Annotated in this window: 13 protein-coding genes and 1 pseudogene; 11 read left to right on the top strand and 3 right to left on the bottom strand. The window is 58.8% G+C overall.

The window, feature by feature from the left end:
- Position 1: 1 nt before the first annotated feature.
- The 3 genes from J3351_RS02825 (at position 2) to J3351_RS02815 (ending at position 3,099) form a co-directional block, all read left to right on the top strand.
- Positions 2 to 1,480 (top strand): recombinase family protein, encoded by a 1,479-nt coding sequence (locus J3351_RS02825; protein WP_156061738.1) that lies wholly within the window; start codon positions 2 to 4, stop codon positions 1,478 to 1,480.
- 417 nt (positions 1,481 to 1,897) lie between these two features.
- Positions 1,898 to 2,254 carry a helix-turn-helix domain-containing protein gene (locus J3351_RS14290; RefSeq protein ID WP_197039553.1) on the top strand — a complete coding sequence of 119 codons (357 nt, stop codon included), beginning with the start codon at positions 1,898 to 1,900 and terminating at the stop codon, positions 2,252 to 2,254.
- Positions 2,203 to 3,099, top strand: a complete 897-nt coding sequence (locus tag J3351_RS02815; protein WP_307862849.1) for an IS3 family transposase — start codon at positions 2,203 to 2,205, stop codon at positions 3,097 to 3,099. Before J3351_RS14290 ends, J3351_RS02815 begins: the two co-directional genes overlap by 52 nt.
- 161 nt (positions 3,100 to 3,260) lie before the next feature.
- Here the strand turns inward: J3351_RS02815 and J3351_RS14075 are convergent.
- Together J3351_RS14075 and J3351_RS02810 are read right to left on the bottom strand one after the other, a co-directional pair.
- Positions 3,261 to 3,482: pseudogene (locus J3351_RS14075) on the bottom strand (TrpB-like pyridoxal-phosphate dependent enzyme); the annotation flags it as partial.
- Between the two features lie 72 nt (positions 3,483 to 3,554).
- Positions 3,555 to 3,725 carry a hypothetical protein gene (locus tag J3351_RS02810; RefSeq protein ID WP_154277582.1) on the bottom strand — a complete coding sequence of 57 codons (171 nt, stop codon included), beginning with the start codon at positions 3,723 to 3,725 and terminating at the stop codon, positions 3,555 to 3,557.
- 113 nt (positions 3,726 to 3,838) lie between these two features.
- Between J3351_RS02810 and J3351_RS02805 the strand changes: the two genes are divergently transcribed.
- The 5 genes from J3351_RS02805 (at position 3,839) to ilvA (ending at position 9,658) form a co-directional block, all read left to right on the top strand.
- Positions 3,839 to 4,777 carry a ribonuclease Z gene (locus J3351_RS02805; protein WP_207697092.1) on the top strand — a complete coding sequence of 313 codons (939 nt, stop codon included), beginning with the start codon at positions 3,839 to 3,841 and terminating at the stop codon, positions 4,775 to 4,777.
- Complete coding sequence (locus J3351_RS02800) at positions 4,774 to 6,153, top strand: CCA tRNA nucleotidyltransferase (RefSeq protein WP_207697091.1); 1,380 nt, start codon at positions 4,774 to 4,776, stop codon at positions 6,151 to 6,153. The genes J3351_RS02805 and J3351_RS02800 overlap by 4 nt, the downstream gene beginning before the upstream one ends.
- A 64-nt stretch (positions 6,154 to 6,217) precedes the next feature.
- Complete coding sequence (mnmA, locus tag J3351_RS02795; protein ID WP_035393312.1) at positions 6,218 to 7,321, top strand: tRNA 2-thiouridine(34) synthase MnmA; 1,104 nt, start codon at positions 6,218 to 6,220, stop codon at positions 7,319 to 7,321.
- 102 nt (positions 7,322 to 7,423) lie between these two features.
- Complete coding sequence (locus tag J3351_RS02790) at positions 7,424 to 8,194, top strand: ThiF family adenylyltransferase (protein ID WP_207697090.1); 771 nt, start codon at positions 7,424 to 7,426, stop codon at positions 8,192 to 8,194.
- Between the two features lie 258 nt (positions 8,195 to 8,452).
- Positions 8,453 to 9,658: a threonine ammonia-lyase gene (ilvA, locus tag J3351_RS02785; RefSeq protein ID WP_156074647.1), complete on the top strand. Its 1,206-nt coding sequence runs from the start codon at positions 8,453 to 8,455 to the stop codon at positions 9,656 to 9,658.
- 121 nt (positions 9,659 to 9,779) lie between these two features.
- Here the strand turns inward: ilvA and J3351_RS02780 are convergent, their stop codons facing one another.
- Entirely contained in the window at positions 9,780 to 10,988 is a 1,209-nt protein-coding gene (locus tag J3351_RS02780) for an ATP-binding protein (protein WP_207697089.1), read from the bottom strand.
- Positions 10,989 to 11,319: 331 nt separating this feature from the next.
- On the opposite strand from J3351_RS02780, the gene ilvB reads away from it, so the two are divergent.
- The 3 genes from ilvB (at position 11,320) to ilvC (ending at position 14,656) form a co-directional block, all read left to right on the top strand.
- Entirely contained in the window at positions 11,320 to 12,984 is a 1,665-nt protein-coding gene (ilvB, locus tag J3351_RS02775; protein ID WP_207697088.1) for a biosynthetic-type acetolactate synthase large subunit, read from the top strand.
- Between the two features lie 13 nt (positions 12,985 to 12,997).
- Complete coding sequence (gene ilvN, locus J3351_RS02770) at positions 12,998 to 13,561, top strand: acetolactate synthase small subunit (RefSeq protein WP_156059906.1); 564 nt, start codon at positions 12,998 to 13,000, stop codon at positions 13,559 to 13,561.
- 75 nt (positions 13,562 to 13,636) lie between these two features.
- A complete protein-coding gene (ilvC, locus tag J3351_RS02765; RefSeq protein WP_156066795.1) occupies positions 13,637 to 14,656 on the top strand; it encodes a ketol-acid reductoisomerase in 1,020 nt (339 codons plus the stop codon).
- Positions 14,657 to 14,774: the final 118 nt, after the last annotated feature.

Below are 14,774 nucleotides of genomic sequence, written 5' to 3'. Positions count from 1 at the left end.
CATGACCGCCGTGATCTATGCCCGCTATTCATCGGATAACCAGCGCGAAGAATCCATCGAAGGCCAGATTCGTGAATGCACCGCCTATGCCGAAAAGAACGGCATCACGGTCATCAAGCACTACATCGACCGTGCGCTTTCTGCCAAGACAGACAACCGCCCGGACTTCCAGCAGATGATCAAGGACAGCGAGAAACGGTTGTTTGACATTGTGCTGGTCTGGAAACTTGACCGTTTCGCCCGAAATCGTTACGATTCGGCACATTATGAGTACCAGTTGGAACGAAATCATGTCAAGCTGGTATCTGCCACGGAGCCTATCTCTGACAGCCCTGCGGGTATCATGGTCAAGAGTATGCTGACTGGCATGGCCGAATACTACTCGGCAGAACTTTCTGAAAAAGTTGTGCGCGGCATGACCGAGAATGTTCTGAAGGGCAAGTACAACGGCGGCACGATTCCCATTGGCTTCAAGGTGGACGAAGAGAAGTTCTTTCAAATCGACCCGCTGAAAGCTCCCTTTGTGGTAGAAGCCTTTCATCGGTACAACGATGGCGCAACTATGAAAGAACTGATGAACTGGCTGAACGACAGTGGCGTGACCACCAACCGCAACCAGAAGTTCACCTACAACAGTGTTCAGAAGCTGTTGACGAACAAACGGTACATCGGAGAAAACCACTTCAAGGACATTGTGATGCCCGACAGCATCCCAGCCATCGTGGACAAGGACTTGTTTGAAGAAGTGCAGCAAAAAATCAAGAAGAACAGCCGCGCTCCTGCCCGTCACAAGGCCGAGGACAATTACTTGCTCACCACCAAGCTGTTCTGCGGAATGTGCGGCGCGATGATGTTCGGCGAGTGCGGTACGGGTAGAAACAAGGTCGTTCATCATTATTATAAGTGCGCCACCGCGAAGCGTTTCAAGACCTGTAAGAAAAAGACCGTCCGTAAAGAGTGGCTGGAAGATCTGGTAGTCTGCGAAACCATGAAGCTGATTCAGGACGATGCCGTGATTGATGCCATCGTTGCAGAGGTCATGGAGTTGCAGGATCAGGAAAACACCACGCTTCCTTTGCTGGAAAAGCAGATGCGCGAGGTGGAGAACGGCATTGAGAATATGCTGAACGCCATCCAAGCAGGTGTGCTGACCAACTCCACTAAATCGCGTTTGGAAAAGTTGGAAGCCCAGCAGAAAGAACTTGAGGTTCGGATCGCTGAAGAAAAAATCGCTCGGCCTCGGTTGAGTGAAAATCAGGTTCGTTTCTGGCTGACCCGGTTCCGCAAGCTCGACCCGAACGTGAAAAGCCACCGGGAAACGCTTATCAATACATTCGTGAATGCCGTTTATCTCTATGATGAAAAAGTTTTGATTGCCTTCAACTACAAAGACGGCACAAAAACCATCACTTTCGATGAAATCGCCGCCAAAGATGCCCCAGAGGGCAATGGTTCGGATTTAGGTTGCTTCGCTCCATAAAAAGACCGTCAGCGTAGAGATACGCTGGCGGTTTTCTGTTTGCAGAAGGTTTGGATTTTCATGCGGGTGGATTCGAACAGCATCGACCCGCCGAACAGTCCGGCGGGGAAAAAAGCCCCTGCGGGGCTTTTTTAGATGCGCGGCTTGCGTGATCCACCCGCGCCCATAAAAAGACCGCCAGTGTAGAGATACGCTGGCGGTTTTCTGTTTGCAGAAAGTTTGGGTTTTCATGCGGGTGGATTCGAACAGCTGCGGCCCCGTCGCAGAAGAAGGGGCAAAAACAGCCCGGTGGGCTGTTTTTAGCAGCGCGGCTTGCGTAATCCACCCGCGCCCATAAAAAGACCGCCAGTGTAGAGTGAACTGCACCCCATTTGTTAGACAGTATGGTATACTGTTTAGGAAATGGGGTGTTTTTGTATGCCGAAAGGGCAACGCAAGTACAATGGAACGCAGAAAGTAGAAATCATAGAACGGATCCGCAGTGAACAACTGAGCTTTCACGAAGCATCCAGGGAGTACGACGTTCCCAGACGAACACTTCAAGACTGGGAACGAATCTATTTGGAAGAAGGAAAAGAAGCTCTTCTGGTAGAACGGCGCGGTCGAGCTTGTGCCGCCAGCGGAACGCAGAAGGGGCGAAAGCCGAAATTAGACAAGCAGGTAGAAGAAGATCTCATTGCAGAGAATCAACGGCTTCGTATGGAGATCGACTATTTAAAAAAATTGAGAGCCTTGGTGCTGGAAGAGGAACGCCAAAACAGAAAGCACAAGTAGTTCAGGAACTAAGGCAGAAATATCCGTTGAAAGCACTGCTGCAGCTTGCCGGGCTTCCTCGCAGCACGTTCTACTACTATTTGCGTCAGTCTCATAAGCCAGCGAAGTACCAAATGGTGAAAGCGGAGATCATTACAATCTTCAACAAGAACAAAAAGCGTTACGGCTACCGTAGAATTACACAAGAATTGCATAACAACGATATTTGTGTCAATCACAAGACGGTACAGAAGCTTATGAAACAGTTAGGCTTGGTCTGCCATGTTCGTGAAAGAAGAAAATACAATTCTTACAAAGGTGAGATTGGCGAAGTGGCTCCAAATCTGCTGGAACGGCACTTCAAAACAAACGAACCAAATCGTAAATGGGTTACGGATGTTACGGAGTTCAAGGTAAACGACCAGAAGCTCTACCTGTCACCGATCATTGATTTATTCAATGGAGAAGTGGTCAGCTATAACCTTAGCCGCCATCCTAATTTCAAGCAAGTCACGGACATGCTGGAAGATGCTTTTCAGAAGCTGCCCGACAAAGTAGACAATCTTATTCTACACTCAGACCAAGGTTGGCAATACCAGATGAAGCCTTACCAGAACCTGTTGAGAGCGAAAGGCATTACGCAAAGTATGTCCCGGAAAGCCACTTGTCTGGATAATGCGGTTGCTGAAAACTTCTTTGGCTTGCTCAAGACGGAACTGTTCTATTTGGAAAAATTCGATTCCGTTGAACAGCTCGAAAAGGCCATTGTTGAGTATATCGACTACTACAACAACCGCCGAATCAAATTAAAACTAAACGGCCTGAGCCCTGTGCAGTACAGGATTCAGACCGTTCAGGTCGCTTAATTCTTATTTTTGTCTAACTTTTGGGGGGCACTTCAGAGATACGCTGGCGGTTTTCTGTTTGCAGAGGATGGTGCGCAGAAAAGGAGAAGCGTGTTCCCGGGATCGGGAGCGCGCTTCTCCTTTATTATATAGTAATTATAGTATCGGCTCAGAGCTCGTTGCCGGGGAATGCCGTCAAAGCCCTTTTGCAGGTCGGCATCGGTGGGGATGTAGTCACTCATCTGGCCATCGTGGAACTTCTCATAGGCCACCATGTCAAAGTAGCCGGTGCCGGTCAGGCCAAAGACGATGGTCTTTTCCTCGCCGGTCTCCTTGCACTTGAGGGCCTCGTCGATGGCGGCGCGGATGGCGTGGCTGCTCTCGGGGGCGGGCAGGATGCCCTCTCACTGGTTTGGCTGGATTTTATCACGTCATTGTCCTGAAGTCAAGAGGGATTTCAATTTTCACAAAATAATTTACGCCCCCGGCAGAAACAGCAGCGTGCCCCGGGCGGCCAGTACGGGCTGGAACAGGCAGCCCGCCAGCCCGGCGGTGAGCGCCACGACGAGAAACAGCAGTGCCAGAACCAGAACAAGCCGGGCCAGCCCGAAGCGGTGGTGCCCGGCGGGGACTTTTTTGCGCTGCATGGTCAAACCTCCCTTTGTATCAGAGCTCTGCGCCATCCTATGCCAGGCTGTGCCGATTGTGTGCGGGTGCAAAATGTGGTACACTGTTACCGACAAATCACGGAGGAACTGTTATGCTGACCATTACACTGCTGGGCACGGCGGCCACCATGCCCCTGCCGGACCGTGCCCTGACCGCTGCGCTGGCCGAATGCGGGGGCCATGCCCTGCTGTTTGACTGCGGCGAGGGCACGCAGGCGGCGGCCCGCCGCGCCGGGGTCAACCTGATGAAGCTGGATGCCATCTGCCTGACCCACTATCACGGCGACCATATCTTCGGCCTGCCGGGCCTGCTGCAGACGCTGGGCTGTCAGGGCCGGGAGCGCCCGCTGACCCTTTACGGCCCGGAGGGGCTGGGGGAGGTCTGGCCCGCCCTGCGCACCCTGGCCGGGCCGCTGCCGTATCCGGTCAGGGCTGTGCAGCTGGACACAGACCCCATCGACCTGACCACCCTCTCCTCCGGCTGGCCTGCGGGGGCGCAGCTTACGCCTTTCCGCACCCGGCACCGGGTGCCCAGCCGGGGCTATCGACTCGACCTGCCCCGGGCGGGCCGCTTTGACCCTGCAAAGGCCCGGGCACTGAACGTTCCGGTGCCTGCATGGAAACTGCTCCAGCGGGGCCAGAGCATCCCGCTGGAAAGCGGGGCGGTGGTCGCTCCCGCGGATGTGCTGGGCCCGGCACGCCGGGGCCTGCGGTTCGTGTTCTCGGGTGATACCGCTCCCTGCCCGGCACTGGAACAGGCCGCGCAGAACGCCGACCTTTTCCTCTGCGATGCCACCTACCCCGACAACGAGCAGGAGGCGCAGGCAAAGCAGTGGGGGCACAGCACTTTTGCGCAGGGTGCGGCCATTGCAAAAAAGGCCGATGTGCGCCGGTTCTGGCTGATGCATTATTCGCCCATGATCCTTGAACCGGAAGCCGCCCTGCCCAATGCGCAGGCGGTATTCCCGGCGGCGGAGTGCGGCTTTGACGGCAAACAGATCATCCTGCAATATGACGAGGAAACAACATGACAACGATCAAACTTGACCCGGGTGCAGCCCTGCTGCTGGATGCGCTCCATGGGGCGGGCCATGCGGCCTACGCTGTGGGCGGCTGTGTCCGGGACAGCCTGCTGGGGCTGGATCCCCACGATTGGGACCTCTGCACCAGCGCCCGCCCGGAGCAGGTGATGGCGCTGTTCGGGGCGGAAAAGTGCATCCCCACCGGCCTGCAGCACGGCACCGTGACGGTGAAGCAGGGCGGCAGGCTCTATGAGACAACGACCTTCCGCACCGAGGGGACCTACTCCGATGGCCGCCACCCGGATGCCGTCTGCTTTGTGCCGGAGGTGCGGGAGGATCTTGCCCGGCGGGATTTCACCATCAACGCTATGGCATACAGCGCCGAGGAAGGGCTCATCGACCCCTTTGGCGGGCGGGACGACCTTGCCGCCCATCTCGTGCGGGCGGTGGGGGAGCCGGAACGCCGCTTTGAGGAGGACGCGCTGCGCATCCTGCGGCTCTACCGGTTCGCGGCCCGGTTCGGCTTTGCCATCGACCCAGCCACCGGTGCTGCTGCCCGGGCACTGGGGCCGCATCTGGACTGCGTTTCGGCGGAGCGCATCCAGGAAGAACTGCTCAAGCTGCTGGCGGCCCCCCGGCCCGGAAGCTATCTGGAACCCGCCGTTCTTGCCGTTATCCTGCCGGAGCTGGAACCGGAAAAACAGCCGGAACGGTTTGCGGAACTCTGCCGTACCATCGACCGGATCGAACCGACAGCGGAGAACGTGCCCGCCCGGCTGGCGGCCCTTCTCTGCCCGCTGGGGGAAGCCGGTGCCCGCAAGGCACTGCGCAAACTGAAATGCTCCAACGCGCTCACAGATGAGGTGACAGCGTTGGAAAGGGAAGCTGGAGGGGGTGCCGGGAGCTTTCTCCTGCCCCGGAGCCGAGACAGGTGGGCCGGGAGTTCCTCTGAGGACCGTCCGCTGGGGTGGGACCCTGCTGCCGCAGGCAGTAGGGCGGGCGATGGAATGGCCCGAACCGTGTCCGAAGAGGAAGCTCCCGGTACGCCCGGCTCCGACCAGACACTTATGGCCAAACGTCTTTTGGGCCGCTATGAGCTGCCGACGATCCAGCGCCTGACCGCCCTTTGCAGTGCCCGGCATCCGGAACAGACCGAGGCCTTTGCTGCCCTGCGGGCCGAAGCAGAGCGGCTGACAGCAGAAAATGCCTGCTGCCGGGTGAGCCAGCTGGCCGTGAATGGCCGTGACCTGATGGCGGCGGGGGTCAGACCCGGCCCGGGTCTGCGGCAGGTGCTGAACGCCCTGCTGGAGGCTGTCATCACTGGGCAGACACCCAACGAAAAAGACGCGCTGCTGGCAGCGGCGGCCCAATTTTCTGCGTCTTGACAAGAGAAAGAAGCTGCGGTAGTATTATACTACTGTTTTAGTATGTTATTGAATGAGGAACGATATGACAGAAGCACAGAACACGAAGCGCCCCGGGGCACTCATCGCCATGAGCGGCGGTGTGGACAGCTCGGTGGCGGCATGGCTGATGCAGCAGGCAGGGTACGACTGCACCGGCATCACCATGCGGCTCACCCGCAACGAGACGCTGGGGCAGTCCGGTTTCCACACCTGCTGCTCCGAAAAGGATATCGAGGATGCCGCCGAGGTGGCCTTTGCGATGGATATCCCCTATGAGGTGCTGGATTTCACCGCCGACTTCCGGGAGAAGATCATCGAAAAGTTCATCCGGGTATACGAGATGGGCGGCACGCCCAACCCCTGCATCGACTGCAACCGGTATATGAAGTTCGACCACCTGCTCCGCTGGGCTGAGAGCCATGGCATGGAGTATGTGGTCACGGGCCATTACGCCCGGGTGGAGCAGGACGAGGCCACCGGCCGCTGGCTGCTGAAAAAGGGGCTGGACGAGGGCAAGGATCAGAGCTATGTGCTCTATAACCTGACCCAGGAGCAGCTGGCCCATGTGCGCCTGCCGCTGGGGGGGCTGCATAAGGCCGAAGTGCGTGAGATCGCGGAAAAGCAGCATTTCATCAACGCCCGCAAGCATGACAGCCAGGATATCTGCTTTGTGCCGGACGGCGACTACGCCCGCTTCATGGAGGACTTCACCGGCAAGCATTACCCGGCAGGCGATTTTCTGGACGAGAACGGCAAAAAGGTGGGCACTCACAATGGCGCGGTGCGGTATACCATCGGCCAGCGTAAGGGCCTTGGCCTTGCCATGGGTGCGCCGGTGTATGTCTGCGCCAAGGATATGCAGGCCAACACCGTCACGGTGGGCCCGGAGGAGAACCTGTTTGACCGCATCGTCTATGCCGACGAGGTGAACTGGATCGCCATCCCAGAGCTGACCGCGCCCTTGCGGGTCACGGCCCGCACCCGCTACCACCAGACCGAGCAGGCGGCCACCGTCTACCCGGCGGGAGAGGGGCAGTTCCGGCTGGAATTTGACCAGCCCCAGCGTGCTCCCACGCCCGGTCAGGCCGTGGTGCTGTATCAGGGGGATGTTGTGCTGGGGGGCGGCACCATCGTTGCGGTGGAATAAACCTCTCAGGCGCTTTGCAGGAAAGTGATAAAGCAAAACGAAAGCAGCTGTGCCGAACCGGTAAAATGAACGGCACAGTGTAAAATGGAGGAGCAAGTATCTATGCAGGATCAATATTCCCGCACCCAGCTGCTGCTGGGCAAGGAAGCAATGGAAAAGCTGCACAATTCCCGTGTGGCGGTGTTTGGCATTGGCGGCGTGGGCGGCTACACGGTGGAAGCGCTGGCACGCAGCGGTGTGGGTGCGCTGGACCTCATTGATGATGACAAGGTCTGCCTGACCAACCTGAATCGCCAGATCGTGGCCACCCGCAAGACCGTGGGCCAGTACAAGGTGGATGTGGCCGAACAGCGTATCCACGAGATCGACCCCAACATCAAGGTCACCACCTACAAGATCTTCTTCACCCCGGAAACGCAGGATCAGTTCGATTTCACCCAGTACGACTATGTGGTGGATGCCATCGACACCGTTACCGGCAAGATTGCGCTGGTGGTCAAGGCCAAGGAGGCCGGTACCCCCATCATCTGCGCCATGGGTGCAGGCAACAAGATGGACCCCACCCGCTTTGAGGTGACGGATATCTACAAGACCTCCGTCTGCCCGTTGGCCAAGGTGATGCGCACCGAGTGCCGCAAGCGGCGGATCAAGCACCTGAAGGTCGTCTACTCCAAGGAGCCTGCCATGACCCCCATCGAGGATGATTCCATCAGCTGCAAGAACCACTGCATCTGCCCCCCGGGCACTCAGCGCAAGTGCACCGTCCGGCGCTCGGTCCCCGGCTCCAACGCCTTTGTGCCCTCGGTGGCCGGGCTCATCATCGGCGGCGAGGTCGTGAAGGATCTGGTCGGATTTGTGCCGATAAAAGGTTAAAAACGAGAACGCCCCTCTCCGGTCTCACAGATGCCGGAGAGGGGCGTTTTGGGTCAGGGGAAACCGCTCCCACGGCATGGGCACAGGTGGAGCGTGCATCGGGCCACAGGGCTGCCGCCTGCCCGGGCGTAGCCATTGGCGGTCACCCCAGCAAACACAATGTTGAAATACGTTCATTTGACAAAATACTTTTGCTAATTTATACTGGGATGCATATTCACATGCAAAAATCAAGGATAGAAGATAGGAAGTATCGTCATGCTGACTCTGGATAAGATCTACCACGCCGCCTTTGTGCTCAAGGACGTTGCCCGCAAGACCGACCTGATTGAAGCGCCCAAGCTCTCCAAGGACTGCCGCCTCTACCTCAAGACCGAGAACCTGCAGGTGACCGGCAGCTTCAAGGTGCGGGGAGCCTATTATAAGATCAGCCAGCTCTCCAGGGAGGAGAGCGAAAAGGGCGTGATCGCCTGCTCGGCTGGCAACCACGCACAGGGCGTGGCTCTGGCCGCCACCCGCCGGGGCATCAGGAGCATCGTCTGTATGCCGGACGGTGCCCCCATTATGAAGGTGGAAAACACCAAGAGCCTGGGCGCGGAGGTCTGTCTGGTGCCCGGCACCTATGATGATGCCCACGACAAGGCCGTGGAGCTGCAGGCCGAGACCGGCATGACCTTCATCCACCCCTACGATGACGAACAGGTCATCGCAGGTCAGGGCACCATTGGTCTGGAGATCCTTGACCAGCTGCCCGATCTGGATGCCGTCATCGTGCCCGTGGGCGGCGGCGGCCTGATCTCCGGCGTGGCCTTTGCCATCAAGAGCCTGCGCCCCGAGGTCAAGGTCTACGGTGTGCAGGCCGAGGGTGCCCCCAGCATGTACCGCAGCCTGCATGAGCACAAGTATCAGACCCTGAAAAATGTGGCCACCTTCGCGGACGGCATTCAGGTCAAGACCCCCGGCGAGCTGACCTATCAGCTCTGCGAGGAATATGTGGACGACATCGTGACCGTCAGCGAGGACGAGACCGCCGCCGCCATCCTCTCTCTGATGGAGAACCAGAAGCTGGTGGCCGAGGGGGCCGGTGCGGTGCCTGTGGCAGCGGCGCTGTTCCACAAGCTGCCCATCGAGGGCAAAAAGGTGGTCTGCCTGATCTCCGGCGGAAACATCGATGTGAACATCCTCAACCGCGTCATCACCCGTGGTCTGGTGATGAGCGGCCGCAAGGCCAACCTGACCATCGCGCTGGAGGATAAGCCCGGCCAGCTGGAGCGGGTGGCCGCCATCGTTTCCCGCTGCGGCAGCAATGTGGTCTCTGTCCTGCATGACGGCTCTGACCCCAACATGCCCATCTCCAGCTGCTTCCTCAAGCTGGTGCTGGAGACCCGCGACCATGCCCAGATCGAGCAGATCCGGCAGGAGCTCACCAAAGAGGGCTTCCAGCTGGTGGCCGAGCGCGTTTGATTTTCTGATTGCCTCATCCGCCGCCTGCGGCGGCAGGTTTCTTTCAAAACAGCAAAAAGCGCTGTGCAGTCATCTCACTGCACAGCGCTTTTTCTTATCAATAAAAACGAAAAAGCAAACATTATTTCTGCACGCCGCTCTCGCACTGTTCGATGAACTGTTTGGCCACACGGGGGCTGCGGCCGCCGGCGCGGATGGCGAAGGCCTCGGCCTTGACCAGCAGCTCTTCCATGGGCATCTGGATGTGGTGCTGTTTTGCCAGCTCTTCCAGAATGGCGGCAAAGCGGGCTTTCTCGGGCCGCTGGAAGGTGACAGTCAGGCCGAACCGGGCGGAAAGGCTCATCAGCTCCTGCCGGGTGTCGGCTTCGTGGATGTCGTCGCCGGTGCGGTCGGTCAGGGTCTCCTTGATGAGGTGGCGGCGGTTGGAGGTGGCGTACACCGCAATGTTCCGGGCCCGGCCGCCAACGCTGCCCTCAAGGATGGCTTTCAGGGCGGCAAAGTTGTCATCGTTGGAGGAGAAGCTCAGGTCATCGATGAAGAGGATGAACTTGAGGGGATTGGCCGCCAGCTGATCCATCAGGTCGGGGATCTGGTAGAGTTGGTTCTTCTTGACCTCCACCAGCCGCAGGCCGTCGGCGGCGTACTCGTTGGCAATGGCCTTGACCGTGCTGGATTTGCCGGTGCCGGCATCGCCGTAGAGCAGAACATTGTTGGCGGGGGAACCGGCCAGCAGGGCGCGGGTGTTGGCAATGACCTTTTCCCGCTCCTTCTCGTAGCCCGGCAGCTCACTGAGCTTCTGGGGGTCGGGGTACTTCACGGGCACCAGCTGGCCGTTCTCCACCGTGAACACATGGTGCTTGGCAAACATGCCGTAGCCCTTCTTCCCGGCTTCCCGCATCCGCTGGTTGTAGGCGGCGGGCAGGTCGAGCTGCCTTGCCTCCCAGCGGGGCAGGAACGCCAGCTCCCGGCTCTGCCGGTCGGCGGCTTCCAGCAGCGCGTCCAGCGTCAGGCCGCAGAGCTTCTGCAAAAAGTTCAGTTCACTGTTCAGGGCGGCCTCCATCACAGGGGAGAGCTGGCCCGCAGCAGCCTGCCGCACACAGACGGTCTCGGTCTCCAGCACGGCGTTGGAAAGATAATCGCCCAGATTGGTGGTGTGGGCAAACAGGGCAGCTTCAAAGGCGGCCACAGCATCGCACAGGGGGGCGATGCTGTCGTCGGCAGCTTCCAGCCGGTCGGTCAGCGCCGCCAGCTTTGCCACAACGGGGTCGCCCAGCAGGGCACGGAAAACAACAAGCCCGTGGAGCCGGGCGTTCCATTCACGAAGTTGCATAGGAAAATCCTCTCTTTTTAACGGCCTTGCCCTCTCAGGCGCGCCGCGCCAGCTCCCCCAAAGGGGGAGCCATTGGCAGGCCGGTCAGAAGGCTGTTTATTTTTATAACAGTGTAGAATTGATTATACTCTTGGAAAAGGCGCTTAGCAAGGGCGTGTTCAATTATCTTCATCTTTCGGCTGATTCACTTTACAAATCGTCGATTGACAAAGGCCCGATTTATAGTATAATTGACCCAACGTTCAAATCGGAATGCAAGATGAGAAAAGTAACGTGTCTGAGGGAAATTTTGTTGAGAGTGTAAGAGGAAAAGAAACAGGAGCAACTTACCATGCAGTTAAATGGTTCGCAAATTTTTGTTGAAGTCCTCTGCGAACAGGGCGTGGACACCATCTTCGGCTACCCCGGCGGTGCTGTGCTGAACCTGTACGACGAGCTGTATAAGAATTCTGACCGCATCCACCATGTGCTGACCGCCCACGAGCAGGGCGCTTCTCATGCGGCCGATGGCTATGCCCGCGCAACGGGCCGCACCGGTGTGGTGCTGGCCACCAGCGGCCCGGGTGCCACCAATCTGGTCACCGGCATTGCCACTGCCTACATGGACTCCGTGCCCATGGTCGCTTTTACCGGCAATGTGCCGACCCCCGGTCTGGGCAAGGACGGCTTTCAGGAGGCGTACATCGAGGGCATTACGATGCCCATTACCAAGCACAACTTCACGGTGCGCAAGGTAGAAGAGCTGGCCGACACCATGCGTGCGGCGTTCCGCATTGCGCAGAGCGGCCGCAAGGGCCCGGTGCTGGTGGATATCCCCAAGGATGTCACCGCTGCTGTCTGTGAGTTCACTCCCAAGCAGCCGGAGCAGATCCGCACCGTGACCACCTACGACGAACAGCAGGTCAAGTGGGCCGCCGATATCATCAACGCGGCCAAGCGCCCGCTGGTCTATTTTGGCGGCGGCGTGCGGAGCGCGGCTTCCTGCCAGCCCCTGCGTGACCTGATCCACAAGGCGGAGATCCCCGCCACCTATACTCTGATGGCTGCAGGCGTTGTGCCCTATGGTGACCCGATGAACATCGGCATGGTCGGAATGCACGGCTGCTACACCTCCAACCGGGCGGTCGCGGACTGTGACGTGCTGCTCGCACTGGGCACCCGCTTTTCTGACCGCGTGGCCCTGAACCCCAAGACCTTTGCCAAGAACGCCACCATCATCCAGATCGATATCGACCCCAGTGAGCTGGGCAAGAATGTGGATGTGGATCTTGCCATTGCCGGTGATGTCTGCTACGTTCTGAGCGGGATGCTCCCCCTCATTGAGGAGAAGAAGCACCCCGACTGGTTGAAGATGATCCACGAGTGGCAGGCACAGGATTACCACCCTGTGTCCGACCCCACCCGCCTGATGCCCCATCAGGTCATCGGCGAGGTGTGCAGCCAGTGCGGCCCTGAGGCCGTGTATGTCACCGACGTGGGCCAGCACCAGATGTGGGCGGCCCAGTACATCCGCCACACCAAGAGCCGCGGCTTTATCACCAGCGGCGGCCTGGGCACCATGGGCTTTGGCTATGGCGCGGCCATCGGCGCGCAGATGGCGCTGGGCCGGGAGCAGCGGGTGGTCATGTTCACGGGCGACGGTTCCTTCCACATGAATCTCAACGAGGCCTGCACCGCTGTCAGCTATGAGCTGCCCATCATCACGGTCATCTTCAACAACTCTGTGCTGGGCATGGTGCGCCAGTGGCAGACCACTTTCTACGAAAAGCGCTACTCCCAGACCGACCCCCACCGCCGCACCGACTTTGTCAAGCTGGCCGAGGGCTTTGGCCTGAAGGGCTACCGCTGCACCAACCTCCCCGAGTTCCAGGCCGCATTTGCCGATGCCCTCAAGCAGAAGGGCCCCACCTGGATCGAGTGCATTATCGACAAGGACGAAAAGGTCCTGCCCATGATCCCCGGCGGCGGCGACATCAATGATATCATCATGGAATAAGGAGGACTGACCCATGGAATCCAAACGCAGAGTCATCAGTCTGCTGGTGGACAACCAGAGCGGTGTTCTGGCCCGGGTGTCCAACCTGTTCTGCCGCCGCGGCTTCAACATCGACAGCCTGACGGTGTCCGCCACCAACGACCCGGCGGTCAGCCGCATCACCGTGACCATCACCAGCGATGAAAAGGCGCTGAGCCAGCTCATCCTCCAGACCGAGCGGCTGGAAGTGACCCGGCAGGTGTTCGTGCTGGACCACGAGAACTCGCTGGAACGGGAGCTGCTGCTGCTCAAGGTGGCTGCCGATGTCCACAACCGCAGTGAGCTGCGGGAGATCGCCAGCATCTACAAGGCAAAGATCATTGATCTTTCGCCCGACAGCATGGTGCTGGAGCTGACCGGCCGCCCTGAAAAGGTGGACGCGTTCCTCAAGATCCTGACAGATTACAAGATCCTTGAGCAGTGCCGCACCGGCGTGACCGCCCTGGAGCGCGGCGGGATGCACCAGCACATGCAGAAGCCCCCGCAGGAGGTGCGGGCAGCCCAGCTGCCCCTGCCCGGGACCCATTGCCCGCAGTAAGGCATAATCTCTCAGTTTTCCATAAAAATCAAAATATAAAAATAAAACAGGAAAGAGTAAAAGGAGACTACTACCATGGCGATCAAGAAATACTACGATTCCGACTGCAACCTCGGCGTGCTGGACGGCAAGACCGTTGCTGTCATCGGCTTCGGCAGCCAGGGCCACGCCCATTCCGAGAACCTGGCCGAAAGCGGCGTGAACGTTGTTGTCGGTCTGCGCAAGGGCTCTGCCCACTGGGCAAAGGCCTCCGAGTTCGCCGCCACTCACGACAACTTCAAGGTCATGGAGGTCGAAGAGGCTGCCAAGGCTGGCGATGTTGTGATGATGCTGGTGCCCGATGAGCTGTGCGCCGATATCTACAACACGCAGGTCGCACCTTACATGACCGAGGGCAAGGCTCTGGCCTTTGCACACGGCTTCAACATCCACTTCAAGACCATCACCGCTCCCAAGAACGTTGACGTGATCATGATCGCTCCCAAGGGCCCCGGCCACATCGTCCGCCGCTTGTACACCGAGGGCGAGGGCTGCCCCTCTCTGATCTGCGTGGAGCAGGATTACACCGGCAAGGCAAAGGACATCGCTCTGGCTTACGCTTCCGGCATCGGCGCTGGCCGTGCAGGCATCCTGCAGACCACCTTCAAGGAGGAGACCGAGACCGACCTGTTCGGCGAGCAGGCAGTTCTGTGCGGCGGTGTCTGCGAGCTGATCCACGCAGGCTTCGATACGCTGGTTGAGGCTGGCTACGAGCCCGAGATGGCATACTTTGAGACCTGCCACGAGATGAAGCTGATTGTTGACCTGATCAACGAGGGCGGCTTCTCCAAGATGCGCTACTCCATCTCCAACACCGCTGAGTACGGCGATTACCGTACCGGCAAGCGCCTGATCACCGAGGAGACCCGCAAGGAGATGAAGAAGGTTCTGACCGAGATCCAGGATGGCACCTTTGCTTCCGAGTTCCTGACCGAGATGAGCCCCAACGGCGGCCGCAAGGTCCACTTCCTGGCTGAGCGCCGGATGCAGGCCGAACACCCCATCGAGAAGGTGGGCGCAGAGCTGCGCAGCATGATGAGCTGGCTGAAGAAGTAATTAACTCCCCCAGTCGCCTGCGGCGACAGCCCCCTCAAAGAGGGAGCCTTTTGTCTGACCGCAGCGTGAAGCCTCCCTCCGTGAGGGAGGTGGCATCGCGCAAGCGATGACGGAAGGA

Origin of the sequence: Faecalibacterium sp. Marseille-Q0746, assembly GCF_017377595.1 — a bacterium.
GTDB lineage: Bacteria > Bacillota > Clostridia > Oscillospirales > Ruminococcaceae > Faecalibacterium > Faecalibacterium duncaniae.
The sequence above is the reverse complement of the archived record's forward strand: the minus strand, read 5'-3'. Positions and strand labels throughout refer to the sequence as shown.

Coding starts and splice junctions, on each gene's coding strand:
- J3351_RS02800 (WP_207697091.1), top strand. CDS start 4,774: ATGACAACGATCAAACTTGACCCGGGTGCAGCCCTGCTGCTGGATGCG.
- ilvC (WP_156066795.1), top strand. CDS start 13,637: ATGGCGATCAAGAAATACTACGATTCCGACTGCAACCTCGGCGTGCTG.
- J3351_RS14290 (WP_197039553.1), top strand. CDS start 1,898: ATGCCGAAAGGGCAACGCAAGTACAATGGAACGCAGAAAGTAGAAATC.
- J3351_RS02805 (WP_207697092.1), top strand. CDS start 3,839: ATGCTGACCATTACACTGCTGGGCACGGCGGCCACCATGCCCCTGCCG.
- J3351_RS02790 (WP_207697090.1), top strand. CDS start 7,424: ATGCAGGATCAATATTCCCGCACCCAGCTGCTGCTGGGCAAGGAAGCA.
- J3351_RS02810 (WP_154277582.1), bottom strand. CDS start 3,725: ATGCAGCGCAAAAAAGTCCCCGCCGGGCACCACCGCTTCGGGCTGGCC.
- ilvB (WP_207697088.1), top strand. CDS start 11,320: ATGCAGTTAAATGGTTCGCAAATTTTTGTTGAAGTCCTCTGCGAACAG.
- J3351_RS02825 (WP_156061738.1), top strand. CDS start 2: ATGACCGCCGTGATCTATGCCCGCTATTCATCGGATAACCAGCGCGAA.
- ilvA (WP_156074647.1), top strand. CDS start 8,453: ATGCTGACTCTGGATAAGATCTACCACGCCGCCTTTGTGCTCAAGGAC.
- J3351_RS02780 (WP_207697089.1), bottom strand. CDS start 10,988: ATGCAACTTCGTGAATGGAACGCCCGGCTCCACGGGCTTGTTGTTTTC.
- mnmA (WP_035393312.1), top strand. CDS start 6,218: ATGACAGAAGCACAGAACACGAAGCGCCCCGGGGCACTCATCGCCATG.
- ilvN (WP_156059906.1), top strand. CDS start 12,998: ATGGAATCCAAACGCAGAGTCATCAGTCTGCTGGTGGACAACCAGAGC.